The organism is Lentimicrobiaceae bacterium, assembly GCA_023227965.1.
GTDB lineage: Bacteria > Bacteroidota > Bacteroidia > Bacteroidales > JALOCA01 > JALOCA01.
Genome location: JALOCA010000015.1, coordinates 13,006 through 38,899, shown reverse-complemented (window position 1 = coordinate 38,899; position 25,894 = coordinate 13,006). Strand labels below are relative to the sequence as shown.

Sequence of the window (25,894 nt, the reverse complement as noted above, 5' to 3'; positions counted from 1 at the left end):
ACTGATTATTTTTGAGGATTGTTACTTTTTCTTTTTCTTAAACATTTCGAGCATGCGGTCGGTAACAACAAAACCACCGACTACGTTGAGTGTTCCTAACACTACAGCAATAAAGCCAAATATCAGTGAAAGCGTATCTTCGGCATGCCCCATTACTATAATAGCACCAATGATTACAACACCATGTATGGCATTGGAGCCCGACATCAGCGGGGTGTGTAATACGGCAGGTACATGTGATATTACTTCGATACCGAGGAAAATAGACAGGATGATGATGAATATCGCTTCTCTGTTTTCGTAAATGAAATTTAAAACACCTTCCATAAAGTATATTTTTTATTGATTAATAATTGATTTTACTCTTTCGTGAACGATTTCCTTGTTATGCGTTACGGCAGTACCTTTTACAATGTCATCGTCCCAGTTCAGATTCAGTGCACCTTCCTTGGTAATCATCAGTTTCAGGAAATTGATAACATTTTTGCCAAACATCTTGCTGGCATCCGAAGGCATATCCACAGCCAGGAAAGAGTTTCCAATAACGGTAACACCGTTGTGAACAATGGTAGTATTGTTTTGGGTTACTTCACAGTTTCCACCGGTAGAGGCAGCAATGTCAATAACCACCGAACCGGGCTTCATGGCTTCCACGGTAGCTTTTTTCAGCAGAACGGGTGCTTTTTTGCCAGGAATCTGGGCTGTACAGATTACCACATCTGATTTTACAGCATGGTCGTGTACGGCTTGTGCCTGGCGTTGTTTAAACTCGCCGGTTTGTTCCACAGCATATCCGCCGGCGGCTTTATCGTCAACAGCGCCTTCCACTTCCACAAATTTTCCACCTAAGCCCATTACTTCTTCTTTAACGGCAGCACGTACATCGAATACTTCAACCACGGCTCCCAACTTGCGCGATGTGGCTATCGCCTGCAATCCGGCTACGCCTGCTCCGAGAATGAGTACTTTGGCAGGAGTAATGGTTCCGGCAGCAGTCATAAACATCGGGAAGAACTTAGGCAACGTATTGGCTGCGGTAAGCACGGCTTTGTAACCGGCTACGGTAGCCATTGACGAAAGAATGTCCATTGCCTGGGCACGGGTGGTCCGGGGGATAACATCCAGGCTAAAGCTGGTTATGTTTTTATTTGCCAGTTCTTTTATCAAACCGGTATTGAAATAGGGATTCAAAACAGCAAGTAGTACCTTACCTTCTTTCATTGCACTTTTTTCTTCTTCGGTGGGTGGATTAATCTTTACAAGCACTTCCGACTGATTGATTACGTTTTCTTTGGTATCAATTTTTGCTCCGGAGGTTTCATAGTCTGCATCACTGGCACATGCTGCCAATCCCGCATCCTTTTCAACCATCACGGTTACATTCATTTTAACCAAAGCGGCGACACTTTCGGGTAACATAGCAACCCGACGTTCGTCTTTAGTTTCTTTTAATATTCCTAATATCATAAATTTAAAGGTTTTGTGCGGGCAAATTTAGAATAAGTTGTAAGATTAAGCAATAAATTTTGCGCTTATTAAATAAGTATTACACTGAATTTATACTAAGAATGATTCGTATTTTCAGATTTATTATTCCTAAAATACGATAAATAATGTCAGGGTTTTTGAAAAGAAACGCAAAGAATTTTACCAGTTTCCCAGGTCTCTTTACGAATGATTTTGCCATAGGAATCATAGTATATCCATACTGAATCCTTCAATGGCACAAAGTCGGGATATTTTCCGCTAAACATCGAAAGCTTTTCCCAATCGCCCTGGCAGTAGTTTCCTTCCTTTTCTTTATTCCCGTTTTCGTACCAATAAACCCAATGACCGATCATTTTATCATTGCGCCATTGTCCCTTCAGGCGCAGCTTGCTGTTTTCGTACCATTCAGTATGTTTTCCCCACCGTTTATCGAATACAAAGTGCATGCGACTTCGCGGATTCCCGTTTTCATACCACCGGCATAGCCATCCCATCCGTAAATCGTTTTTAAATTGGTGTAGTTCCCATACTTTTCCGCTACTGTCGTACCATTGCGTCCAGTTACTGTCGCGTTTTCCCTTGCTGCGAAAACCTATATACTTCAAACATCCGCTTTTATAATACCCTACTTCTTTTGTAAATGATAAATCTGCATCACTAAGTCCATACACATATTTGATTTTGGGTTTACCATTCTTCCATGTTTCAACTATGACCTCCTTTTTGTGGTTAGGAAAACAAGCGGAAAAAAGCAAAGCTATCGTTACGAACAGGGGTACAACTCTCATTTCAAAAAGTTTTCAGCAACAAAGTTACGGTGTGTAAAGCACAATCGCAAAAGAAGTGTTTTTGTAGGAGCGGTTTTGCATTTGCAAAGAAAATGTACCTTTGCTTTCATTATTGTAAGACAGTAAAAAATATGAGAAAAATTGTATTTGTAGGAATATTGTTGGCTGTACTTTTTTCGTGCAATCATAAGTCAGAAAAATCAATTGTTACCGAGCGTATTCAGTATGACGTAAACATAAAAAGCCCCGATCCGGGACTCGACTGGTGGGTACAGAATCTTGAAGGACAAAACAGGGAGAAATTTATTCACCAGATTATAGACGCTGCCTATGAGGGCAAGGTGAAAGCCTGGGATATTTTTGGCAAACAGCTTACCGTGGAACAGGTGAAGGCAATTGAAAATTATTCGGACACCATCCTTGTGCAAAATCCGGAACCGCCTTATAATGACAGCCTGATACCAGTAAAACACGAATTGAATCGCAAGGACATTACCCGAATCCGCTTTCTGGAAGAATGGAGCATAAACCCCACGACCCTGCAAATGGACAAAAAAATACTGGGGATAGCCCCCCTGCTGGAAAAATATACCGAAAAAGGCGAATTGCAGGGATATATGCCATTGTTTTGGGTGTATTTTGATGAGAAATATCCTTTGAAATAATTTAATTTGCCGATGGACTACTATTATACTCCCTAAAGCAGAAAAAGTTGTGTAAAATTGAAAAACCGAAAAACCTAAATTTGAAACTGTAAATTTGAAACCAGAGATTGAAGAATACGCCGAACTGCACACTTCTGCCGAAACGGAATTGCTTTATCGTATTAACCGCGAAACGCATATCCACCGGTTGAATCCGCGTATGCTTAGCGGACACTTGCAGGGGAAACTGCTTGAGTTTATTTGCTGTATGCTTAAACCCCAAAATGTTTTGGAAGTAGGCACTTTTACTGGCTATGCAAGCATCTGCCTTGCCGGGGCGCTTCCTGCTAATGGTAGGTTGCATACGATAGAAATAAATCCTGAGTTTGAAGACGATGTATTAAATTATTTTACCGAATCTGGGTTCGAAGATAAGATTACACTGCATCTGGGCGATGCAATGGAGATAATTCCTACGATGCAGATGCAATTCGACCTTGTGTTTATGGATGCTGATAAGGACAATTATCTTAATTATTACAACTTACTTTTTGATAAGATAAATAAGGGAGGGTTTCTGATAGCCGATAATGTGCTATGGGGAGAAAAAGTACTTGATACTGATGCCAGTGATAAAGAAACAAAGGGCATTATTGCTTTTAACGATTTTATACAAAACGATCCGAGGGTTGAAAACCTGCTTTTGCCATTCCGTGATGGAATTATGATGGTGAGAAAACTGTAAATATCAATCTGTAATAAGATTTAGCAGATGAAGATTTGAATTATTATGCAGTGAAATGATAGCGCTTGGAAGAAAGTTATTTTTAAAGACGATTAATTAATAATTCTGAATGGCTGGATAGGAGTTCCGAAAAGCTATGTAACGATTCTGAACGACTGGATAATGATTTATAATGGCTGGGTAAGAGTTCCGAATGGCTTAATAACAATATTTAATAACTGGGCAATAGTTCCGGACAGCTAAGTAACGATTCTTGATGGCTAAGTAACGATATATTAAAATATGCAAATCATATTGTTAAAAATAATAATATATAGAAATTAATCAAATTACAGAAAAAACAATAGGATGTGCAATAAAAATACATAAAAATATTGGTCGTGGTTTGCATGAATGAGCATATTAGGAATGTAGGATGTTTTATTTAAGATATGATTATCAATTTCCCTACTCAAAAGTATAAAACAATTATTTATAAAGAAAAATTTTAATGATTCATAGCATGATACGTTATTTTTTTGACATGATAGGCTCTGCGGTTCTTTGTGTAATTCTTTCCGTATTCTGCGATAAAAAAAATTTAAACCGCAAAGGATGCACTGACTTCTTCGCAAAGGGGTGTAAAAGAAATTTTCATTAATAAATTTGTTCAGGTAAGATATAGGATAATAATTTAAAATAAATATAAAACAGCATTGATTGGAATAAATATAATTATATGTTTGTGATTTATTTATAATTAGTAATCATGTGTTATAAATTAATGAATTATTTTTGAAGGATAAAAGCAGATATTTTTATTAAGTGATATATTCTGATAAACTTTTATTATTATTTTAATATCCAAATTAAAATAGGATTTATGGTATAAAATATTTTTAATACCCAATGATTAAAAAAAGATGTTTGGATTCAGGAATCCGGACATCTTTTTTATTGACAAATGCATTTTTATATATTAATTTTGTAGTAAACCTTAAAATAAAAATGCTATGAACTCAAAAATCCCATGCCGCATTGACGAATTGCCATACGCTGCAAGTTCAATACGGCACGCCTATCTCCGCGACAATGATGAATTTTACCGGCTTTTTCCAAAAAAGTTTCCTAAAGACTTTATAACTATGCTCGATGGCAAAATAGAGCTTGTGGAAAATATTGTGAAAACTCAAATTCCTACCGGGAAAATAAAAAAAATTACTGAACAGATAACCAATGAAACACAATCTATCCGTCCAAAACTGAAAATTCTGGAAAGTTATGTGTCGGATGCTGAAAATCTTCAATGTAAAATTGATAGTTTTGGCATAGTTGATGTCCGTAACAGCCTGCTAAGAGGCGATCCCGAATCGCTTGTAAGCAGCCTTGCCATTCTTAATTCTAACATCACAATTAACTTAGATGCACTGAAATCGGAAGGATTTACCGATGAAGGCAAGGATTTTTTCAGCCAGAAGTTTATAGTTCTCGACAGGCTGAACAAGGAACAGAACGACTTGCTGATTGACCGTAGCCAGATAGTGATGAAAAATCAGGAAAAATTTAACGAACTATGGAACATGCTTTCACAGATATTGGAACGCGGCAAAAAGATTTTTACCGATGTTGACCCTTCAAAAGTAACAGATTACACATTGACTCATATAATGAAAAAACTCCGCAGAGAACGTGGCGAAAAAAGCGAAGAAGGAGAAAGTGAAATAATTAGTTAATTAGTTAATATGCTAATGTGCTAATTGGCTAATTTGAAAATTTGAAGATGAGACGATTTGAAAATTAGTTGATTTGAAGATTTGAAGATAGGTGAAAGGGTAATAGAAAAATAAGTAAATAAAAAATAAGGGGGCGGGGATTGGGAATTTGGAGGAGCATTTACATAAACAACTCTTCCTCCGATTAAATCGGGGCAAACTTTAGAAGGATAGATAGAAATAAGGGTGAGCAGAGGATGCGAAATAAAAAACAAATGGAAACAGAAAGTTACAAATTACATAAGAATACGGGCGGGGTTGGAGATTCTGATAAGGACAAAATAACAAAAATGGATAAATCCATTAAAAATATGGTTTTGACATTCCTTAGCCCACGGTTTAAACCGTGGGCTATGTTAAACCGTGGGCTATGATAAATTGAAACAAAAAACGAAAGCGTTTTAACGGTTTACATTACCATAAAATAATACCCATATGCCACATTCGTATAATAAAATTTGGATACACGCAATCTGGTCAACAAAAAATCGTATGCCATTGATAAATCACGGAATTGAAAAAACAGTATTTTCGTTTGTAGCTAATCAATTAAATGAATCAGGTTGCCCGGTACGCATTATCAACGGAATGCCCGAACACATACATTGTTTGTTTTTATTAAATCCGCAAAAATCTATTGCCGAAATTATAAAACAAATTAAAGGAAGCAGTTCTCATTTTATCAACCAGCAAAATATTTTAACTGAGAAATTTGCCTGGCAAACAGGTTATGCTGCCTATTCGGTTAGTGAATCAGTTGTTGAAAAGGTTTTTGAATATATTAACAATCAGAAAAAACATCATCAGAAACGCTCATTTCAAACCGAATATGACGAGTTAATAAAATTACATAAACCCGATAATGAACCCGGCTGAGCGGTCCCGATAGTCCATCGGGATTCTGCTCTGAACAAAGAGGAATTTCTAATTCCGCCAAAAGCTAAAAGCCAAGAGCAAAAAGCCAAATAAAATAAATGAAAGCAGAAAATTACAAATTTTCTAACGTTTCGGGTGAAATTGCAAATTCCACTCAGCGGGGGTAAACAATAAATATATTATCTTCGAAGCAAAAAAGAAAAACCTCAGCGGGGACGATACAGACGTACCTCGTAAACCGCCACTTGCCATATTGCCACTGTTGTGCGTAATGCTACAATAAAAGACAAAATCACTTTTTAATGACATCATAGAATGGAAGAAAAATTACAAACGATTTTGCTTGAATATGATAAAAGCACTTTCCTTTTAGACTTGGTTAAACATCACAATGGAATAATATACGTTGCAATACAACAGATAGTACAGCTCGACAAAGACAAGTATGATATCCATAAAATAAGAATAAACCCAACTATTCTTCCCGACATTATTGAAGTTTTGAATCAGTACAAAGAAGAATTACCAATAGACAAATTACCTGCAAAAAATTACTTTTCGGCTGAACGAATCCAAGAAATAATAAAACGTTACTTAAAAGGTGGTGTAGAAATAAAACATTTGGCAATGCAGTTTGACTGTTCAGAGACAATAATTGAGCAGATTTTACGTAACAAAGGAATCGAAATAGTGAGTAACAAGATTCCCAATAAGGTTAAATTTTGGCGAAAAAAAAGAAAAAAAATAACTTATAACCCTCGCTAAGCGGCAAAAAATTAGCCGCCCGGGACGTTGCGGTCCCGATAGTCATCGGGATGTAATTCCGCAGAATAATAAGGTAAAAAGTATTGAAAAGCGATATAAAATTGATGAAAGCAGAAAATTACAAATGCGCCACTCAGCGGGGTTAGCTATGGAATATTAGAAACAAGGATTGAAAACGACCAAAAATAAACAATATGAAAAGGATATTATTTATAATTTCTGTTATATCAGGATTGCTATATGCTTGTAGTTCGGGAAAATATGTTGATGAGTTTAAGAAGATTAAAAGGAGTATAGATACTCTTGAGATTTTACCTATTGATTTGCAAATTAAAACGGTTGATTTTTATCGAAGGCAACAGTCTGATCCTCAATTAGAGGAAATTGTAATAACTGATATTATAAATCAAACAAATTCTGTACTTAATAAAAAATATAAGATTGTAAAGCCTGATTATAATGATCTTACAGATTCTCAGGTAAGCGTTGATTTTGAGCAATTGAGTAATTTGCTTGATGATAAAAAGAATTCATTAAACAACGTAGACATCCCGTTATCCTTTAATAATCTAAAGCGAAATCATAAACATCAATATTCAATTATGCTGATTATTAGAGCACAATATTGTATAAATTATCCGGAGCAAACAAATAAAATTTGGATAGATCCACTGGTAAAAACTTATATAAAACAGTGTATATTTTTAATAGATAATTTTAATGGCAAGATTTTATATTATAAAAAAATAAAGACAGCTGGAGATATAAGTGTAAAATTAGCTGTAGAACAGATTACTTTGAAAAGTTTACGAAACTTATATTATAAATGAAAATTCCGGCTGAACGGAAAATGCTTTGTTAATAGGAACATGGCGGGATTGCAAATTCCGCTCAGCGGGGGTAAACAATAAATATATTATTTTCAAAGCAAAAAAGAAAAACCTATGTTAGGTAATTTGCACATTGCATTACTACGCGGGATAAATGTAGGTGGCAACAACATTATCAGAATGACTGATTTGAAATCATGTTTTGAAAACATGGGATACGGTAATGTAACTACTTATATTCAAAGTGATAATGTTATCTTTAGTACGAACGAAAAAGACAACGCCCAACTTGAAAGCAAAACAGAAAAATTTCTTTCGGAAAAATTCAACTATACATCGAGAGTGGTAATAATTACCCATGAACAACTGGCTAAAATTGTTAAAGAAGCCCCGCAGAGATTTGGCAGTGATGCCGGAACATTCAGGTATGATGTGGCATTCTTAAAGGAGCCTCTCACCTCAGCCGAAGCAATAAAAAATATTGCAAAAAGGGAAGGTGTTGATAACATATATGAAGGTAAGAGTGTTCTTTATTTTTCGCGGCTCATCAGCAATTCAGGACAAAGTTTTTTAAACAAACTTATTAACCTTCCCGTTTACAAAGAAATGACCATCCGCAACTGGAATACGGCAACAAAATTACTTGCACTGATGGCAGCGAAAAAAAATAACAGCGAAGAAGGCACATAAAATTAAAAAATATGTTTCCGTTAGTTGCAACTGACGGAGAAAAGATAAACGAGGTTGTTTCTTACACCGGCACAGAAGTTTTCATTTTTTCTTCCACCCACTTCCGGGCGTTAAAAAAAACTTCCATCCAGGGACTTATTTCGTCAGTCAGGCGACGACTGGCGGGATATTCCGCCCATTGCCAGGGAAGGAAAGCCCTTTCGAAATGAGGCATTATTGCCAGGTGGCGTCCGTCAGCCGAAGCAAGGCATGCAACATCGTAGTCGGAGCCGTTGGGGTTGCCCGGATAGTCGTGGTAGCTGTAACAGGCAGGAATATGGTATTCGTTTTCGACGTAGGGCAGGCTGAACTTGCCTTCGCCATGCGATACCCAAATTCCGAGCCTTGCACCGGCAAGGGTCTTCAGCAATACAGAATCGTTGGGTAACACATCTATGGTAAGGAAGATGGATTCATACTTCCGCGATTCGTTGTGCAGCATCTGGGGTTGTTTTTCGTGTTCCGGATAGATGAGATTGAGGTGCATCATCGCCTGGCAGCCGTTGCAAACACCGAGGCTCAGGGTATTGTTGCGCTGGTAAAAATTCCTAAGAGAGGTATTGGCTTTCTCATTGAAAAGAAAGGCTCCAGCCCAGCCTTTACCCGAACCCAGTACATCGGAATTGGCAAATCCTCCCACAAAGACGATGAAGTTAACATCTTCGAGGGTTTCCCTGCCTTCAATCAGGTCGGTCATATGCACATCTTTTACGTCAAAACCTGCAAGGTGCAGCATGTATGCCATCTCGCGCTCGCTGTTGCAGCCTTGCTCGCGGATAACGGCAGCCCTGATGCCCGAAGGATTTGTTCTGTCCAGATCAATGCCAAACTGTGAAGCTTTGCCTGTAAAATGTTCAGGAAAGCGAAACACAAGTTCCTGCTTTTTATAATTTCTGAATCGTTCCATGGCAAGAATTTCTCCGCTCTGATGCCTGTCGAGCAGGTAAGAACTCTTAAACCAAACATCGCGCAGATGGTTAACATCAAAACGCATTTTTGTCTTTTCATAAAAAATACCGAGGCTTCTTTCTGAAGTAACTTCTCCTAAAATGTAATAGGAAACATTCTTTCCCTTTAAGAAATTATCAACATATTCCAGCTCTTTTACCTGGATTACCACAGAAGGATGTTCATTAAAAAGTATGTGAATGGGGTCTTTGCCGGGTATTGAGGATATATCTGCCATAGCACCCGTATCGTTCCGGGCAAAAAGCATTTCGAGCAGACAAGTGATAAGCCCGCCAGAAGAAACATCATGTCCGGCAAGGATTTTTTCTTCCTGAATCAATTGCTGGATGGCATTAAAAGCGTTGGCGAAGATTTCAGGACGGATAATGGCAGGAGCCTCGTTTCCTATTTGCCCTGCCACCTGTGCAAAAGCGCTTCCTCCCAAAACAGGCGCATCACAGGTAAAATCAATGTATATAAGTGTGGTTCCAGGCTGGTTTACAATAACAGGACGCACGGTTTTACGGAAATAGTTTACCTCAGCCACTGCGGTGATGATGACTGTTCCGGGAGCAAACACCGTTTCGCCATCGGGATATTTTTGTGTCATAGAAAGTGAATCCTTACCTGTGGGAATATTTATTTCCAAGGCAATGGCAAATTCTGAAGCAGCTTTTACGGCTTCGTACAGGCGTGCATTTTCTCCGGGGTTTTTGCAGGGCCACATCCAGTTGGCACTTAGCGACACTCCCCGCAGACTATGTGTGAGCGGAGCCCAGACGATGTTAGTGAGCGCTTCGGCTATGGCAAGCTGCGAACCTGCGGCAGGGTTGATAAGGGCGGTGGCAGGAGCATGTCCAAGTGCGGTTGCGATTCCCTTTTCTCCCTTATAATCCAGAGCGGCAATGCCCAGGTTATTCAAGGGAAGCTGTACAGTACCCGCCGTTTGTTGTAACCCGATGCGCGAAGTAACCGAACGGTCAACTTTGTTGGTAAGCCAATCTTTGCAGGCAACGCTTTCGAGTTGGAGAACTTGTTCAAGGTAATTTGTAAGTAGTTCAGGTTGGTATTTTATTTCTGAAAAAGTTTCGCGGGAGGTTTCGTCGGTAAGGATAGTGCGGGGAGGTTTTCCGAAAAAGTCTTCCAATGAGAGGTCAATGGGTTTGTTATGGTTTTGCGTATCTTCAAAAACGAGGCGATGGTCGCCTGTAGTTTTTCCCACGGCATACATTGGGGCTCTTTCGCGTGCTGAAATCTTTCCTAACAAGTTCATATTTTCTTCTTTCAGCAGCAAGCCCATGCGTTCCTGCGATTCGTTGCCTATTATTTCTTTAGCCGAAAGAGTGGGATCGCCAACGGGAAGTTTTTCAATCGCAATTTTACCTCCGGTACTTTCCACCAATTCTGAAAGGGAGTTTAAATGTCCGCCTGCGCCATGGTCGTGGATAGAAACTATGGGATTATTTTCCGTTTCGGTTAAAGCCCTGATAGTATTGAAAACCCGCTTCTGCATCTCCGGGTTTGACCGCTGAACGGCATTTAGTTCGATGGCGTTGCGGTACTCTCCTGTAGCCACTGATGAAACTGCACCTCCACCCATGCCGATACGGTAATTATCACCGCCCATCACCACTATGGTATCACTATTACCGGGGTTGTTTTTATGGCTGTCGGATTTTTTTCCGAAACCAACACCTCCGGCAAGCATGATTACCTTGTCATAAGCATATTTTTTGTTGTTTTCCTGGTGTTCGAAGGTTAAAACGCTGCCACAGATGAGTGGCTGTCCGAATTTATTTCCAAAGTCGCTGGCACCATTGGAGGCTTTGATTAAGATGTCTTTGGGAGTTTGGTACAGCCACTTCCGGGGTTCCACTGCCAGTTCCCATTGTCTGCCGGGTTCGCTCCGGGGATATGCCGTCATATAAACTGCTGTTCCCACCAGTGGAATACTTCCTTTGCCACCAGCCATGCGGTCACGGATTTCGCCTCCGCTTCCGGTAGCCGCTCCGTTGAACGACTCAACGGTAGTTGGAAAATTATGCGTTTCTGCTTTTAGAGAGATAACTGTTTGAATTTGTTTCTTTACATAATAATCCGGTTTATCGGGAGTTTGTGGTGCAAATTGCTCTATTTCCGAACCCTGAATAAAAGCCACATTGTCACTGTAAGCCGAAACCAAAAGGTTGGGATGCACTTTTGCGGTTTTTTTTATCATTCCGAACAGGGTTTCGGGCTGAGTTTTTTCATCAATGATAAAGGTTCCGTTAAAAATTTTATGCCGGCAATGTTCGGAGTTTACCTGCGAAAAACCAAACACTTCGCTGTCGGTAAGTTTTCTTTCCAGCTTGATACTGAGATTTTCGAGGTATTGAATTTCTTCATCGCTAAGCGCTAACCCTTCTGACTGATTATAAGCAGCTATATTTTCAATGGAAATTACCGGTGCGGGGGAACGATGAATGGTAAAAATTTCCTGGTCAATATTTTTATACAATGCCTGCAGCATGGAATCGTAAGGGGTAGTTTCAGTAGCCGTAACGAATTCTTCTATGCGCCGAATTCCCAAAATTCCCATGTTGCGAGTGATTTCCACGGCATTGGTACTCCAAGGGGTAATCATTTCACGACGGGGTCCTACAAAATACCCATACAAAATATCTTTTTTTATAAGTTCCGCTTCACCAAAAAGCCATAATAGTTTTTTAATAGTTTCCTCGTTAAACGGACAATTCGTATCAATCACATAGATTTTTGAACTGCTTTTAAAAAAGAGTATCATGAGTAGGATATTTTGAAAGAATTTTTACAATTTTGCAAAAATAACAAATTCACCCCTATCCCCAAGGTGAAAGGACACGGATTCATGCTCCCTTCATCAACTTGCAGACAATGAAAATTATTTATACCCTAATTTACACAATAATCGTAGCGGTTCTATTTTCGTGCCACGGTTCAAACAAAAATGTTTTGTATCGCGAGGGCGACAGTACCGTTTCTGAGAATCACATGACCGACACTGTGGTAATACCCAACCCGAAGAAACCCGGAAAAACCATTACCCGGAAAGTTACTCTGGCAGATAAAATAGAAAATGTGATGGCGGGGAGCTGGAGACTTGAATCGGTTGATCACGACATTAAGTTCAAGGACAAAAGGGCAAGACAGAAGTTTGAATATACCATTGAAGACATCAAAAACAGTTTGTCAGTAATTTTTTATAAAGACAACACCTATGTGTTAAAAAGCAACCGCGACAACGATAAAGGCAATTGGAAAGTGTCAAATGACGGTAAATCGGTAGCTATCAATTCTCACAACACCCCCAAAACCATTAATTACAAGGTTCTCGAAATCCGCACTGACGAACTAGTGGTAGAGATGGATAAAGATCATGTACATTTTATCTTAACTCTCGTTAAAAAATAAAACATTTTATTTTTTCCTTTTCAACACCAGAACCGATCTGTTGGGCAGATACAGTTTCAGCAGATGGGCGCCATTTTCGAACCGGGTAAAATGCTGCAGTCCGGGTATATTTCTGCCAAAACCATCAAATTCTGTTGCATCACTATCCAATATCTCCACATATTTTCCGGGTTCTACGGCAAAACCGTAATTAGTAAAAGATTGCACTGGGTTAAAATTAAAAGCAAAAATGCAGCTTCCACGTGTAAATACCAGAACCTGATCCTCATTATTTTGCACGACAACAAACGGAAGAACATCAAAAATCTTTTCTTTCCGTGCAAGAGCAATCATAGCCTGATCGAATAAGTTGAGGTAATAGTAACGCAACGATTTATTGTCAGCAAGCTTCCATTGCCGTCGGGCATAGCGGAAACTCCAGTTGTTTCCTTCCCTGGGAAAGTCAATCCATTCGGGATGTCCGAACTCGTTTCCCATAAAATTGAGGTAGCCATCTCCGGCAGTAGCCAGGGTGGCAAGCCGTATCATTTTGTGCAGGGCAACACCTCTGTCCACAACAATATCTTCGGAAAGGGTGCTCATCTGGGTGTACATATTTGCACCTATCAACCGGAAAATAATGGTATTATCTCCCATCATTGCCTGGTCGTGGCATTCGGCGTAGCTGATGGTATGTTCTTCTTTCCGTTTGTCGGTAAGATGGAAAAACATATCACCTACATGCCATTCTTCATCTTTTTTCTCCTCAATCGTCTTCATCCAAAAATCGGAAACGCCCATAGCCATTCTGTAATCGAAACCTATGCCACCTTCCTGTTGCGGCACAGCCAACCCCGGCATACCGCTCACATCTTCGGCTATGGTAATTGTATGGGGAGCGTGTTCATGCACAAGGATATTTGCCAGCGAAAGGTATTGTATGGCATCTTCGTCCTGGTTGCCGTCGTAGTACATGGAATAATCCAAAAAATCAACGCCTATACCATGATTCAGATACATCATGCTGGTAACGCCGTCGAAGCGGAAACCATCGAAATGAAACTCTTCGAGCCAGTATTTGCAGTTGGAAAGCAGGAAGTGCAACACTTCATCCTTACCATAATCAAAACAACGCGAATCCCACAGCCGGTGTATGCCCTTTTCCCCTTTATGAAAATATTGATATTCGGTTCCATCAAAATGGCTCAGCCCTTCCAGGTCGTTTTTTACCGCATGGGAATGTACTATATCGAGTATCACGGAAATTTTCAGCCGGTGCGCTTCGTCTATCAGTTGTTTCAGTTCTTCGGGTGTACCAAAGCGCGAAGAAGGGGCAAAAAAGCTGGAAACCTGGTATCCGAACGAGCCATAGTAAGGATGTTCCTGTATGCCCATCAGTTGGATGGTATCGTAACCTGTTTTGGCAATACGTGGCAAAACCTTCTCACAAAATTCGTTATAGGTTGCTATGTGCGCTTCTTCTGTAGCCATGCCGGGATGGGCTTCGTAAACCAGTGGATGAGTTTTCCTTTCCGGGTTTTTATGCTTCCAAACATAGGGACGCTCAGGATTCCAAACCTGGGCAGTAAAAAGCTTGGTAGTTTCGTCCTGTACCACACGACGACAGTATGCAGGGATCCGTTCGCCCTGACCATCCACCCAGGTAACGAGTAGTTTGTACAAAGAGCCATGTTCCAGGTAATCCAGAGGCAGCACCAGTTCCCAGTTTCCGTACTCTTTTTTTGTAAAACGGAAAAGAGGTAACGCCTTCCATCCGGAAAAATCCCCAATAAGATGAACTGCTACGGCATTGGGAGCCCATTCGCGAAGCACCCATTTATCCGAATAACAGTGCAATCCGTAATACAAATGTCCGTTCATGGCATCGTACAACCTGGAGTGATTACAGGCAAGTTGCTGTTGTTTAGCCAAGACTCTTTCCTGTCTCTGTCGGATTTTATCCTCGTAAGGCAACAAACCAGGATCGCTGTTAATAAGAGAAAGGGTGTTCATCATGGTAGCAAATATACTAAATTGGCAAATAAAAAATTACACGTATGAATTTGTTTATTTAGAAAAATGTTTGTACTATTAAGTGCGATTTTTGAAAAGCATTGGAAAAAGAGGTATAATTAAATAATTTTTATCACTCATGCTTATGAATAACTTTATTCTTTGCTTCTTAAATAATATCATTTTGGTAGGTATTCTTTGTATCGGTTTGAATTCCGGACTGAAAGCACAAAGAAACATATTAATGCCGTTGCAAGGCGGAAAATGTTATAAAATATTGTCATAGTATTGTTTATAACGATAAAATTGTTATATTTATAGCATAAAGAATGAAAAACGAACAGGCTATGCCGATTTGGCAGCAGAAAAAGAAAAGTAAAGACTGAATTTTTTGATCAGGTAAACACACTGATTAACTGGCGTTCCATTACAAATAATATCAATAAGTATTAACCTGAGTTCGGGATAAAACATGTTTTACATCTACCTGATATTAACCAGTCAGAGGTTTAATATCCATAGAAAGGATTTTTATTTCTGTGGATTTTCCGTATGGAGATCAATAATGAATGTCTGATGGACAATCTTTTATAATAAATCAACATTCTGTTAACGTTCATCGCCTACGGCGAAATGTAGCATGCTGAAATATATCATAGATGGTTCTACAATTTTAACCCGAACTCAGGTTTATAAATAAAAGAGGCTTGCCCTATTAATGGCAAGCCTCTTTGTGTGAAACCTAATAAAAGGTATTATTTTTTGCGGATATCATAGATTTTTTTGTAGCCATAACCCGCAGCCATAGCTAACAACATGATAACGCCGCTACCCATTGGAGCGCCGCCACCGATAGGGCCAGCAGCACCGGGTCCGCCATTGCCTCCGCCTACCGCCCCATTATTTGGGTGAGGCTGACCAAAAGCAGTGGATAAGAACAAGGGTGCTGTAAGTATAAAGCCCGTAACAAGTAATGTTTTGATTGCTTTTTTCATATTGTGAATTTTTAATTATTTACATTAATATTACCTTACAAATACTTTTTCGGTGCAAACTTTATTGTCGGTAACCACTTTCACGATGTAATTAGCATTGGTATTGCCCATGTGAATGGTGTTAAATTGTTTGCCGTCAATAGCTTTACGGGCGACTTCCTGACCTAATGCATTATAAACAACGATGTTGCCATTCATTCCAACCTGCGGAAGGTTTACATAAATGGTTTGGTCATAGGCATAAACATTAATTTTCAGGTTAGAAGGATCATTGATTCCAAATGCTGATTTGAAGTGCAACAAGAAGCGGTTGTCGTTGCAGCCGGCTACATAATTAAAGGTGTATTTGTTGTTGCTGCGGAAGTCAACTGCTGTGTTGAGTACTTTATCTTCGAGCCAGATTGGTGTAGTGTTGTCGAATGATTCCATTCCACTTGCATTGATAGTATAATCACCTGAAACACCTGCACGGAAGGCAACAGGAACAACATTATTTGTTTCTATTGAAGGCAGGGTGTTGATTGAGAGCATATCTTCGTATGCAGTGGTGTAAATCTGAGGAACTTCCGTTGCATCGCTGAAGAGTTTGTAAGCATCGTAGTTTCCATCGAAACCAGCAGTGGCATCGGAATTGAAACGTACGAAGGTGTAATCTTCACCGTTGTTTGCATTGGTAGTAAGTTTCAGCAGATTTGCAACTTCTTCTTTGTAGAAGGATACTGTTGTTTGGTGTGTACGAACGGCATTGGTAAGTTCAAAAGTTACTGGTGCTGTTGTGTTTACAAAGTAACCTTGCATAGCAGGAGCATAACGTGAGCCAGCTCCAACTCCCCCAACATAGGATAAGTATGTTTGTAAAGTGGGTTCCCAGTAGTAAATAGCTGAGTTCATTCCAGCAGGTATTGTTACAGCGTCCCAGTCAATAGCTGAAGGATAGGGGTTGGAAACAAGGTTCCATCCGTCATATGCTCCACCTGCAGAAGTTAAAGGAATAGAAAGTGTTCCTGTGTTAAGAGTACCGTTAAAATTCAATGTAGTAAAAGGTCCTGTATAACGTACGGCATAACCTTTCATTGCAGTATTGAGCGTAACACCTTCGCCAATGTTGCTGTAGGTTCCGGTGGGTTCCAGCCATTCTTTCAGCCAGCAATTCCAGAAAGTATCGGATAATGTGCTTTGAATAGGAATCCCCATCAAATGCCAGTTGGTATTAGCTGTTGCTGCAGAACCAGTGATGTAACGTTTAACTGTAGCCGTTCCCGTAACATTTAAATTACCATTATCAAGTAATGTTGCTCCGGATTCTAAGGTAATATTATGGCAACTGCTTGGTGCAAAAATTGAGGGATAATTGGTTAATCCTGCTGGAACTGTTACATCAGATATAGAGCCAGGAACATTATTCGTCCAGTTTTGGATCATTATCCAGCTATTGCTCATTGCACCTGTCCATGTGGTATTATGCGTAGCCCAAACATCGTTCAATGTGGCTACACCAGTTATATTAGCTAAACGGTTAGGATCTCCATCCCATTCGCCGTAATCCCAGCTTGGAGTTTCACTTATTACCCTGAAGTATTTGTATTGAATTTCGCCGTCTGGAATAGTCAGAGTAATGGTATAAATGGATGAACCAGCAGAAACAGGATTCATTTTATATGAAAGACTACTTCCTGGTTCTGCCCAACCGTTCATGCTACCTGAAATAAATATTCCGTCAGTAACAGGGTTGAATATAGCAACGCCAGTCATATCAACATTGAAAGTAACTGCTGAACCGGCAGGATTAACAGTCATGGTAACAGTGTTTGATGTAGCAGGGCTGCCACTTACGCAAGTCAAACTCGAAGTCATTTCACAGGTAATTGCATCGCCGTCAACCGGAACGTAAGAGTAGGTATTTTGGTCAGTTCCTACATTGCTTCCGTTTACTTTCCACTGGTAAATGGGTGTGCCACCACCATTGGTAGGTGCAGCAGTAAAGGTTACTGTTGTCCCCGCTGTAACGGGATTTGCATCGGCAACTATAGCAACACTTGCTGCAACTGGGGCATTAACAACCATGTTAACGATGTTGGAAGTAGCCGGGCTGCCTGATACGCAGGTGAGTGTAGAAGTCATTTCGCAGGTAACTGCATCGCCGTTGGCAGGTACATAGCTATAAGTAGCCAAACCTGTTCCTACATTGCCTCCGTTTACTTTCCACTGGTAAGTGGGGGCTGGACCACCGTTAGTTGGGGTAGCTGTGAAAGTTACAGAAGTTCCGGCACAAACGTCGTTCAAATCAGCGACTATGCTCACGCTTGCAGCTACCGATGGGTCTTCGGTAATTATTGCACTGCCAGTCATTGTATTGGTAATGTTGGTTACGGCATTGGTAGCTACTACGGTGTAGGTACCGGCAAGTTGGCTATCCCAGGTTAAGGCAGCACCGGTACCGGCAACGGCTGTACCCTGATCGAGTCCGTCTTTCTTCAACTGATAGTTTACACCAGTTTGCGAGTTGCTTAATGTTACCGTTAAGCCCGTTCCACCTGCACAATACGATCCCGTTCCACTTACGTTATAGGCGGTTGGGGGGTCGTTTAATTCAAAATTTATTAAATTACTAACAGATGTCATTGTTGCATTTAAGGTAACATTCATATTTAGATGAGTTGTTTGATCATAATATGAAAGCCTTGAAGGATATGGAGCTGCATATAACCATGTGAAATTGGGAGAAGCATTTCCAAAAGCAACACTATTAGTCAAACGAATGCTCATTAATTTAGTACCTGGTGCAATTGCTGAAACAATATAACCGTTACCAGTACCAGGAGGGGTACGTGGTGCTATTCTGATAAAATAATTAGAACCGGAAATTGCAACTTGAATACTTGAAGGTGTCATTGAAGCAGGCAAATCACCAGCAATAATTGTAGGAGTAATAACACCACCATTTAGTATTGCTGAATTATAAGAAATACCACACTGAAAATTAGCTAATTCCATTACAGGAGCACCACCAGTATGAAGAAGATAAACATCAACAGTAAATACTCTATCAGATGTTTGTACATCATTTCTAAGTTCCATAGTCCATGTAGGAACTTGTGCCTTCACATTTAAAAAAGTAAGCATCAGCAAAATAATTGCCCCAGCTTTAAAAAACAATAGTTTAAATTTTTTCATACATAAAAAATTTGGTTATTTAAAAATCATTTTAAGGTTCAAAGATATAAATAAAAGATGAATCCTCCGGATTTTTCCGGAGAATTCATCGAAAATTAATGTTAAGGTGTTTGTGCCATGATAAATGCTGCAGCATTATTATCAATTATTGTCATATCTGCAGAATCAACAAATCCATCGCCATTAACATCGTTATCAGACCAGCCCATAACAAAAGCAGCAGCATCATTGTCAACAGGAGCCATGTCACCAGAGTCAATAAATGAATCTAAGTTAACATCTCCAGCCCAAAATGCATAAACGCCGCTGAAGTCCTTCATATTGCTACCAGAGCCATAAGCCTGGTTGTCGGCAGTGCTGAAGTCGTAAGCAATAGTGCTTCCGGCAAAGGATACAGTGGAAGCCGAAACGGTTTCGAGGTGGTTACGTGTATGGATGCTGATGTAGTAGTTGCCATTGTCGGTACCCGGTATGGTAACACTACAAGTTCCATCTGTATTAAGATCCTGGTCAGCATAAATGCCCACCATGATGGCATAGTTGGCATCATGCAGTTTTACGGTTACTTTATCAGCAATAGGAGCCAAATAATGAGCGCCCATATCATCCTGAGCCTGGTTCATCACTCCGGCACCTGCATATAAACCTTCGAGATAGAATTTCAGATTGAGGGTTTTGGTGGAAGGCGCAACAGCAACTGAAATTTCGTCGATGCCAATATCATCGTCTCCATAATCTGAGGTAGCAAGGAAACGAACCATAAAGTTTGCCGTATTATAAACAGACAGATCAACAGGAATGGTCATTTCTGTCCAGGTTTCGCTTGTAACGAAAGGTCCTGGTTCCATACTGGCGGACCATGTAGAACCACCATCGGCAGAGAAATAAACATCTAATTGATCTGTTCCTGTGAGGTTGATGTAATAAAACTTCAAATTCACTGCATCGGAGGCAGAATAACTACTCAGGTTTATAACGCCGGTTTGCATGTATGAATTTAAGTCACTATTTAAACCATATGAATGGAATCTTGCATAATTTGGTGTACCGTTTGCTCCTGTTTCAATAGGTGAACCTCCAGTTGGATACGTCCAGTTAGAAGTATAATCATTACGGTGCCATGCTATGTTGCTTGTAGCTATTACATCACTAATCCAACAACTGTTAGGAACCGGCGAAGTCCACATTCCATCAAAAGTTTCCAGATAAGGCAAGGTACTTGCATCACAGAGAGTAGTAAAGGAATAAGGACCTGTCCATGTACTTGTGGAACCGCTTCCGCAGTCAGCCTGTACATAATAACTATATTGTGTATTTGTTGATAAGCCTGAATAGGTATATGGATTGGTAACTCCGGATTGAGTAGGTGTACCGGTAGGAGTAAATCCAAAAGTACCTAATTCTATGTTCCATAAAGTAGCAGTTCCCGTTTCAGTCCATCCAAGGCTTGCACTGTTGGCAGTAATGGAAGTTGCTGTCAATATTGTAGGTGCAGGACAAGATGGAGTAAGTTCAAGTTTGAAATCATCAAGACTTATGTACCATGGGTCACCGGTAGCTTCGTTTACACGGATAGCGAAATAATAAGTTCCGGAGGTGGAAGGTACAAATGTACTTACTACTTGAGCATAGTCCTTTGTAGTTACTGTTGTACTTACAACAAAAGAAGCTCCTAATTGAGTGGCTCCTGTAGAAATCGGTGAGGTATTATAGAATACATCACCAACCCAATTGGAATAATTATCACCAGCCCACCAGAACGAAAAATCATAGGAAGTACCAGCAGTAAGATCAAAACCGGGTGTCCATACATATTCATTTGTAGCCGACCATGAATCGCGAAGAAACTGGGTACCCGTATGGGCATCAGCATCATTAGCTGTATTTACATTGTTTGTAGTTACCCAGTCGCCATTTTCTTTAAACCAGCAGCTTGGAATTGCAGGGATAGTTACACCTTCAAAACCTTCGTTCCATGGTAATGAAGTTACTGCTTCACAGGGAGTAGTAAAGGAATAAGGACCTGTCCATGTACTTGTGGAACCGCTTCCACAGTCAGCCTGAACGTAATAGCTATAACTTGTGTTGGGTGTTAAGCCTGAATAGGTATAAGGATTGGTAACTCCTGATTGAGTAGGAGTACCGGTAGGAGTAAATCCAAAAGTGCCTAATTCTATGTTCCATAAAGTAGCAGTTCCTGTTTCTGTCCAGCCAAGGCTTGCACTGTTGGGGGTAATAGATGTTGCAGTTAATGTCATAGGTGTAGTACAAGATGGGGAAAGATCCAATTTGAAATCATCAAAACTAATGTACCATGGGGCACTGGTAGCGTTTACACGGATAGCGAAATAATAAGCTCCGGAGGTGAGAGGTACAAATGTACTTATTACTTGAGCATAGGTCTTTGTAGTTACTGTTGCACTTGTAACAAAAGAAGCTCCTAATTGAGTGGCTCCTGTAGAAATCGGTGTGGTATTATAGAATACATCACCAACCCAATTGGCATCACCATCACCAGCCCACCAGAACGAAAAATCATAGGAAGTACCAGCAGTAAGATCAAAACCGGGTGTCCATACATATTCATTTGTAGCCGAATATGCATCGCGAAGAAACTGGGTACCCGTATGGGCATCAGCATCGTAGGTGGAGTTTGAATTGTTTGTAGTTACCCAGTCTCCATTTTCTTTAAACCAGCAGCTTGGAATTGCAGGGATAGTTACACCTTCAAAACTTTCTGTCCAAGGTAAAGAAGTTATGGGATTGCAAGACGTTGTAACAACTAATGTTGATGTATAATTACTATAACATGTTCCACCCGAATTAGCCCTAACCCTTACATAATAGGTTGTCGCAGCAGTTAAACCGGTAACAGGATAAGTAAGCGTTCCTATACCTACATCCAAACCGTTATATCCGGTTACAAAACTTGTAAAGGCAGCATCAGTTGCTACATCGAGAATATAACTAACATCTGTTGTACTGGATGCTGTCCAGGAAGCAGTAAAGCCTGTAGTAGAAATTAAGGAACTGGTCGGGGTTCCGGGAAGACCAATGTCAGTAGCACAGGTAGTTACGTTTAAGAGTGAGGGGGAGGTAGTCAGATAAACCGGTCCGTAGCAACCGCTGTTATTATAACTATATACATAATAATCATAGGAAGTACCAGGTATGAGTCCCATTTGGGTAAACGTGGTGGCATCGCTTACAGATACCACTGTACCAGTTCCCAATGTACCGCCTACAGTATAGGTTGTATAATCAACAGGATTTGTCGGAGTTGAAGGTGCTGTGTAGCGGACAACCAAGTAGTTGCTTGGTGCCGGTGAGGCAGCGGTAAATGAGCCTGTAAAACCTGTGGATGTGATATAACTAGCTACAAATGCAGTAGGTTGAGTGGTAGGTGCAGCACAGGATTGTAGTTCCCCAAAACCAAAATAACCATAATAGGAGCCCGCTGGAATTTGTGAACCAGTTGTCGAAAGTGTATTCGGAATTCCTGATGCAAATGTTGATACTGAAGGAATAGCTCCATAAACACCGGCAGCAGCATTGGCTTGTAATATCTGATTCACGTTAGTGATGGAAGAACTTCCGAGCGAGAGAAAAGTGCTGGTTAAATTGGCATTACCAGAAGTAGCAATTGCTTCCCAACGTATCCCTTTTGCCAGGGAAATTACTCCCGTACCCTTTGTGCCGATGTTTCTGTTGAAAACTTCTCCTGTAAAGACTACAGTACCACCGGCATTGGTTGTTGGATCAACCCACATGGGAGAGTATATACCATCTTTACCGATCGGGAATAAGGTTGCACCCGTATAAGTACCTGTAGCGGTGCGGCTGGCTGCAAATGTACGTGCTATGGGCCCAACCACAAACGACGTGGTAGAACCTCCTGAAACTGCAGCCCCTGTATTATTGAGAGTAAGCATATTGGTGGCAGAAGTTGTCAAAGTTCCTTCCGTCATGGAAAGAACACCGGCAGCGTCTAATGTGAGATTTCCGCCAGCTAAGGTAACTCCATTGGCGTTGTTAATGCTTAAGGTTGTGATGGTCCGGCTTGGCGGAATCTCAAACCCGATAGTACGCGGCGTAGATTCCGGTTCATAAAGTACTGTATAGGCACCCGTTCCTAAGTTAAAAATAGGAGAAACGTCGAATGAGCCACCGGGATCAGCATTTCCGCTCACACCTATCTGAACATAACATGTAAGTGCCAATCCGTTACCTATGGTTATATTATTACTGTTGGTAATAATTCCTTTAAACAGGTTTACCCTATAAACATTAGCGGGAGCGTTAAAAGTAACGCCATTTGAATTGTTGATGCCAAGGCTAAGATTTGTGGTTAAAGTAGCCGAAGGTCCAAATGTTCCTGTCCCTGAATAGGTTTGAGCAGCAGGTGATGTTTCTAAAAGTGAACCGGCGAAATCGAACCGGCTGGAAGTAGTAGTGCCAGTTATGGTTCCGTTGTTTACCACGTTACCTTTACACCAAAAACCATATCCGTTTAAATTGAGATCAGATCCGGCAGGGATGGTAAGATCACCATGATAATATATGCTGGAATAGATCGCTACTTTATGTGTTGCAGAGGTTGTTGTTATTACAAATGGGGGCACCCTGCCTGCGAGATAATAGGTCTGGGCTGTTGCTCCCGAACTTGCATTTCCGAGATAAAGGGTTGTTCCTGCATAGGTTGTTGGCGCTGTGCCTGTAGATAACCCCCTGAAATCCCGGGGACCGCTGGTAGCGGTACTGGCAAGTTGTATGGTGATTGTACCACCACCCAAGGTAGCTGTTGAAGTTGCTGCGGTACCTAAGTCAAAACTTGCGTATGATGTGCTTGTGTTTCCCAGGGTACATACGGTAACATTTCCACCTGTTTGTGTATAATTAATAATATACGATGTAGAAGTAACACCAAACCTGCCTGTTGCGATTACTGTACCGCCTTCAATAACAACGGTGGCACCCGAAGAAAATCCCATAGAGTTGTTGGAAACAGTACCCACATTTAGGGTTCCATTCGATATTCTGAGCAGACCAGCCAACGTAGGTGAACCATTTTGTCCGTTAACGATAAAATTGGTATTGTTAAGCCAGAATCCGCAGGTAGCGGAAATTGAATATGAAGTAGAAGTAAACACGGCTCCATCGAATGTATTGGAACCTGATATTTTTAATGTACCATTAGTTAAAGTAAGGAATCCAACGGTTGCTGTACTTATTCCTTTTATCGTAAGGGAAGTTAAGTCCATATCAAGTATGTTGGTATTGGCAGTACCTTTGTTAATGGTTAGTGTATTAAGGTCGGTAGTGCACGATGCACCACTTGTAAATGTATTATTAGAGGCTGAAGTAAATGTTAACCTGGCACTATTTGAAGCATCCGTATAAAAATCCAGTGTACCGTTATTAGTCAGGTTCCCGGCTATCGTAAGTATTCCGGCAGTACCTGTAGAAGCTAAGGTTTTTCCATTGTTGATTGTCAGGTTAAAACAGATATTTGTAGCTGCATCAACATTAACATTGTGATCAATGATAACATTGTCTGCGGTGGTGGGTACTACCCCTCCAACCCATGTGGAAGTTGCACTCCATGCGCCATCTGCGGCAGAAGTAATATTACCCGGTGGGCTGGTAGCCTGATTCCCCGTAAGGCCGGGAGATGCAGAACCTTCGTTATTGGCAGTAATTTTAAAATAATAAGTAGTTCCCGGAACTAAACCCGTAAATGCACTGTTATAGGCGGTGCCCGTGCCTGCTATTGTTGTAGAAGCCACAGATGCTGTTACGACTCCGGTTGTAAAACCGGCATCAAGGGCACGTTTTGCTGTAAAGAATGTTTCATCTGTGGAATTATCTACCCAGTTCACTGTAATTGTTGAACTGGTAACAGACGTAAAAGTCATGTTAATAGGATCGGCAGGAGTAGTAGAATAAGTAGGTGTAAAAGTATATACGGTTCTACTTCCCTGAGCTGTTGAAGCTAAATTGGCAATTAAAACACTTGCGGCAAACGAATTTGAAGTAGGTGACGTTGCTACTGACTCATAAGTTGGAGTAGCGGCAACGGTTACAGAACCTCCGGTAGTAGTAACATTTGAAGAGGAAATAAAGGTCGAACGTGTTACAGAGCCTGTACTAGTATTGTATATTTCTCCATAAATATATTCAATTTTACCAGTTCCTTCATATAAGAGTGCCTGCATGTTTCCTGCATTTGTTATATTGGTATAGTAAACATAGAATTGATTCCATTCAACAACCAGGATTCTGTTTGGTGCAGTTCCAATTACTTTGAATGACATTCCATTATTTACTTCGTTATCACCCGACATAGGTGAAAGCACTGCAGTTGATGCAACGTAATTAGAATAGGTCGTTGCTGTTAACACAGAACCAAGTCGTATTTGCCCATTGGAATTGGCACTAAACTGAGTATAGGGTGTCCCCATAAAATAAAAGGTAAACCCGATGTCAAATACAGCAGAAGCGGCATCATCTTTATTCCCTGTTAGCATAACGGTCGCCCCGGTGGAAATGTCCTGTAGCGACCCGTTAAAAGCATAAGTGAATGCGTAATTCGCCGTGCTTTGTCCCCATGAGCTACCTGCCCAGAGGAAAAATAGGATCAGTAACGTAATTAGTTTTCTCATAATTACAAAAATTTGGTTAATATTGATATGAATTAATAATTTTTCAACACTTTTGGTAGTATTGCAAACAAAGTAATG

Annotated in this window: 16 protein-coding genes; 8 read left to right on the top strand and 8 right to left on the bottom strand. The window is 40.4% G+C overall.

Translation table 11 applies throughout. From position 1 onward, the window contains the following. Nucleotides 1-21 precede the first annotated feature (21 nt). The 3 genes from M0R21_06805 to M0R21_06795 all read right to left on the bottom strand — a co-directional run bounded on the left by M0R21_06805 (nt 22) and on the right by M0R21_06795 (nt 2,276). A complete protein-coding gene (locus M0R21_06805; protein ID MCK9617531.1) occupies nt 22-327 on the bottom strand; it encodes an NAD(P) transhydrogenase subunit alpha in 306 nt (101 codons plus the stop codon). Between the two features lie 12 nt (nt 328-339). Beyond that, nucleotides 340-1,467 (bottom strand): Re/Si-specific NAD(P)(+) transhydrogenase subunit alpha, encoded by a 1,128-nt coding sequence (locus M0R21_06800; protein MCK9617530.1) that lies wholly within the window; start codon nt 1,465-1,467, stop codon nt 340-342. Nucleotides 1,468-1,616: 149 nt separating this feature from the next. Further along, on the bottom strand, nt 1,617-2,276 hold the full coding sequence (locus M0R21_06795; GenBank protein MCK9617529.1) for a hypothetical protein: 660 nt from the start codon (nt 2,274-2,276) through the stop codon (nt 1,617-1,619). A 131-nt stretch (nt 2,277-2,407) separates the two neighbouring features. Here M0R21_06795 and M0R21_06790 point away from each other — a divergent pair, with 131 nt between their 5' ends. The 7 genes from M0R21_06790 (at nt 2,408) to M0R21_06760 (ending at nt 8,577) form a co-directional block, all read left to right on the top strand. Further along, complete coding sequence (locus M0R21_06790; GenBank protein MCK9617528.1) at nt 2,408-2,941, top strand: hypothetical protein; 534 nt, start codon at nt 2,408-2,410, stop codon at nt 2,939-2,941. Between the two features lie 94 nt (nt 2,942-3,035). After that, entirely contained in the window at nt 3,036-3,665 is a 630-nt protein-coding gene (locus tag M0R21_06785; GenBank protein ID MCK9617527.1) for an O-methyltransferase, read from the top strand. A 992-nt stretch (nt 3,666-4,657) separates the two neighbouring features. Beyond that, nucleotides 4,658-5,377: a hypothetical protein gene (locus M0R21_06780; GenBank protein MCK9617526.1), complete on the top strand. Its 720-nt coding sequence runs from the start codon at nt 4,658-4,660 to the stop codon at nt 5,375-5,377. 474 nt (nt 5,378-5,851) lie between these two features. Continuing rightward, entirely contained in the window at nt 5,852-6,292 is a 441-nt protein-coding gene (gene tnpA, locus M0R21_06775) for an IS200/IS605 family transposase (protein ID MCK9617525.1), read from the top strand. A gap of 315 nt (nt 6,293-6,607) precedes the next feature. Then, nucleotides 6,608-7,057 (top strand): hypothetical protein, encoded by a 450-nt coding sequence (locus M0R21_06770; GenBank protein MCK9617524.1) that lies wholly within the window; start codon nt 6,608-6,610, stop codon nt 7,055-7,057. A gap of 194 nt (nt 7,058-7,251) precedes the next feature. Next, entirely contained in the window at nt 7,252-7,887 is a 636-nt protein-coding gene (locus M0R21_06765) for a hypothetical protein (protein MCK9617523.1), read from the top strand. A 114-nt stretch (nt 7,888-8,001) separates the two neighbouring features. After that, on the top strand, nt 8,002-8,577 hold the full coding sequence (locus tag M0R21_06760; protein ID MCK9617522.1) for a DUF1697 domain-containing protein: 576 nt from the start codon (nt 8,002-8,004) through the stop codon (nt 8,575-8,577). A gap of 61 nt (nt 8,578-8,638) precedes the next feature. On the opposite strand, the gene purL is transcribed toward M0R21_06760, so the two are convergent. After that, entirely contained in the window at nt 8,639-12,346 is a 3,708-nt protein-coding gene (gene purL / locus M0R21_06755) for a phosphoribosylformylglycinamidine synthase (GenBank protein ID MCK9617521.1), read from the bottom strand. A 110-nt stretch (nt 12,347-12,456) separates the two neighbouring features. Between purL and M0R21_06750 the strand changes: the two genes are divergently transcribed. Beyond that, the gene (locus M0R21_06750) at nt 12,457-12,993 is read left to right on the top strand and encodes a copper resistance protein NlpE (protein MCK9617520.1); all 537 of its coding nucleotides are present in this window, start codon (nt 12,457-12,459) and stop codon (nt 12,991-12,993) included. Between the two features lie 6 nt (nt 12,994-12,999). Here M0R21_06750 and M0R21_06745 read toward each other — a convergent pair whose 3' ends face one another. The 4 genes from M0R21_06745 to M0R21_06730 form a co-directional block, all read right to left on the bottom strand. Beyond that, nucleotides 13,000-14,985: an alpha amylase C-terminal domain-containing protein gene (locus tag M0R21_06745; GenBank protein MCK9617519.1), complete on the bottom strand. Its 1,986-nt coding sequence runs from the start codon at nt 14,983-14,985 to the stop codon at nt 13,000-13,002. Nucleotides 14,986-15,740: 755 nt separating this feature from the next. After that, entirely contained in the window at nt 15,741-15,980 is a 240-nt protein-coding gene (locus tag M0R21_06740; protein ID MCK9617518.1) for a hypothetical protein, read from the bottom strand. Nucleotides 15,981-16,010: 30 nt separating this feature from the next. Further along, nucleotides 16,011-19,154 carry a hypothetical protein gene (locus M0R21_06735; GenBank protein ID MCK9617517.1) on the bottom strand — a complete coding sequence of 1,048 codons (3,144 nt, stop codon included), beginning with the start codon at nt 19,152-19,154 and terminating at the stop codon, nt 16,011-16,013. A gap of 101 nt (nt 19,155-19,255) precedes the next feature. Next, the gene (locus tag M0R21_06730) at nt 19,256-25,816 is read right to left on the bottom strand and encodes a hypothetical protein (protein ID MCK9617516.1); all 6,561 of its coding nucleotides are present in this window, start codon (nt 25,814-25,816) and stop codon (nt 19,256-19,258) included. Nucleotides 25,817-25,894 lie beyond the last annotated feature (78 nt).

What these genes read in the sequence shown, in the direction of transcription:
- tnpA (MCK9617525.1), top strand. Translation starts at nt 5,852, where the DNA reads ATGCCACATTCGTATAATAAAATTTGGATACACGCAATCTGGTCAACA.
- M0R21_06765 (MCK9617523.1), top strand. Translation starts at nt 7,252, where the DNA reads ATGAAAAGGATATTATTTATAATTTCTGTTATATCAGGATTGCTATAT.
- M0R21_06730 (MCK9617516.1), bottom strand. Translation starts at nt 25,816, where the DNA reads ATGAGAAAACTAATTACGTTACTGATCCTATTTTTCCTCTGGGCAGGT.
- M0R21_06735 (MCK9617517.1), bottom strand. Translation starts at nt 19,154, where the DNA reads ATGAAAAAATTTAAACTATTGTTTTTTAAAGCTGGGGCAATTATTTTG.
- M0R21_06795 (MCK9617529.1), bottom strand. Translation starts at nt 2,276, where the DNA reads ATGAGAGTTGTACCCCTGTTCGTAACGATAGCTTTGCTTTTTTCCGCT.
- M0R21_06750 (MCK9617520.1), top strand. Translation starts at nt 12,457, where the DNA reads ATGAAAATTATTTATACCCTAATTTACACAATAATCGTAGCGGTTCTA.
- M0R21_06800 (MCK9617530.1), bottom strand. Translation starts at nt 1,467, where the DNA reads ATGATATTAGGAATATTAAAAGAAACTAAAGACGAACGTCGGGTTGCT.
- M0R21_06760 (MCK9617522.1), top strand. Translation starts at nt 8,002, where the DNA reads ATGTTAGGTAATTTGCACATTGCATTACTACGCGGGATAAATGTAGGT.
- M0R21_06770 (MCK9617524.1), top strand. Translation starts at nt 6,608, where the DNA reads ATGGAAGAAAAATTACAAACGATTTTGCTTGAATATGATAAAAGCACT.
- M0R21_06805 (MCK9617531.1), bottom strand. Translation starts at nt 327, where the DNA reads ATGGAAGGTGTTTTAAATTTCATTTACGAAAACAGAGAAGCGATATTC.
- M0R21_06740 (MCK9617518.1), bottom strand. Translation starts at nt 15,980, where the DNA reads ATGAAAAAAGCAATCAAAACATTACTTGTTACGGGCTTTATACTTACA.
- purL (MCK9617521.1), bottom strand. Translation starts at nt 12,346, where the DNA reads ATGATACTCTTTTTTAAAAGCAGTTCAAAAATCTATGTGATTGATACG.
- M0R21_06790 (MCK9617528.1), top strand. Translation starts at nt 2,408, where the DNA reads ATGAGAAAAATTGTATTTGTAGGAATATTGTTGGCTGTACTTTTTTCG.
- M0R21_06780 (MCK9617526.1), top strand. Translation starts at nt 4,658, where the DNA reads ATGAACTCAAAAATCCCATGCCGCATTGACGAATTGCCATACGCTGCA.
- M0R21_06745 (MCK9617519.1), bottom strand. Translation starts at nt 14,985, where the DNA reads ATGAACACCCTTTCTCTTATTAACAGCGATCCTGGTTTGTTGCCTTAC.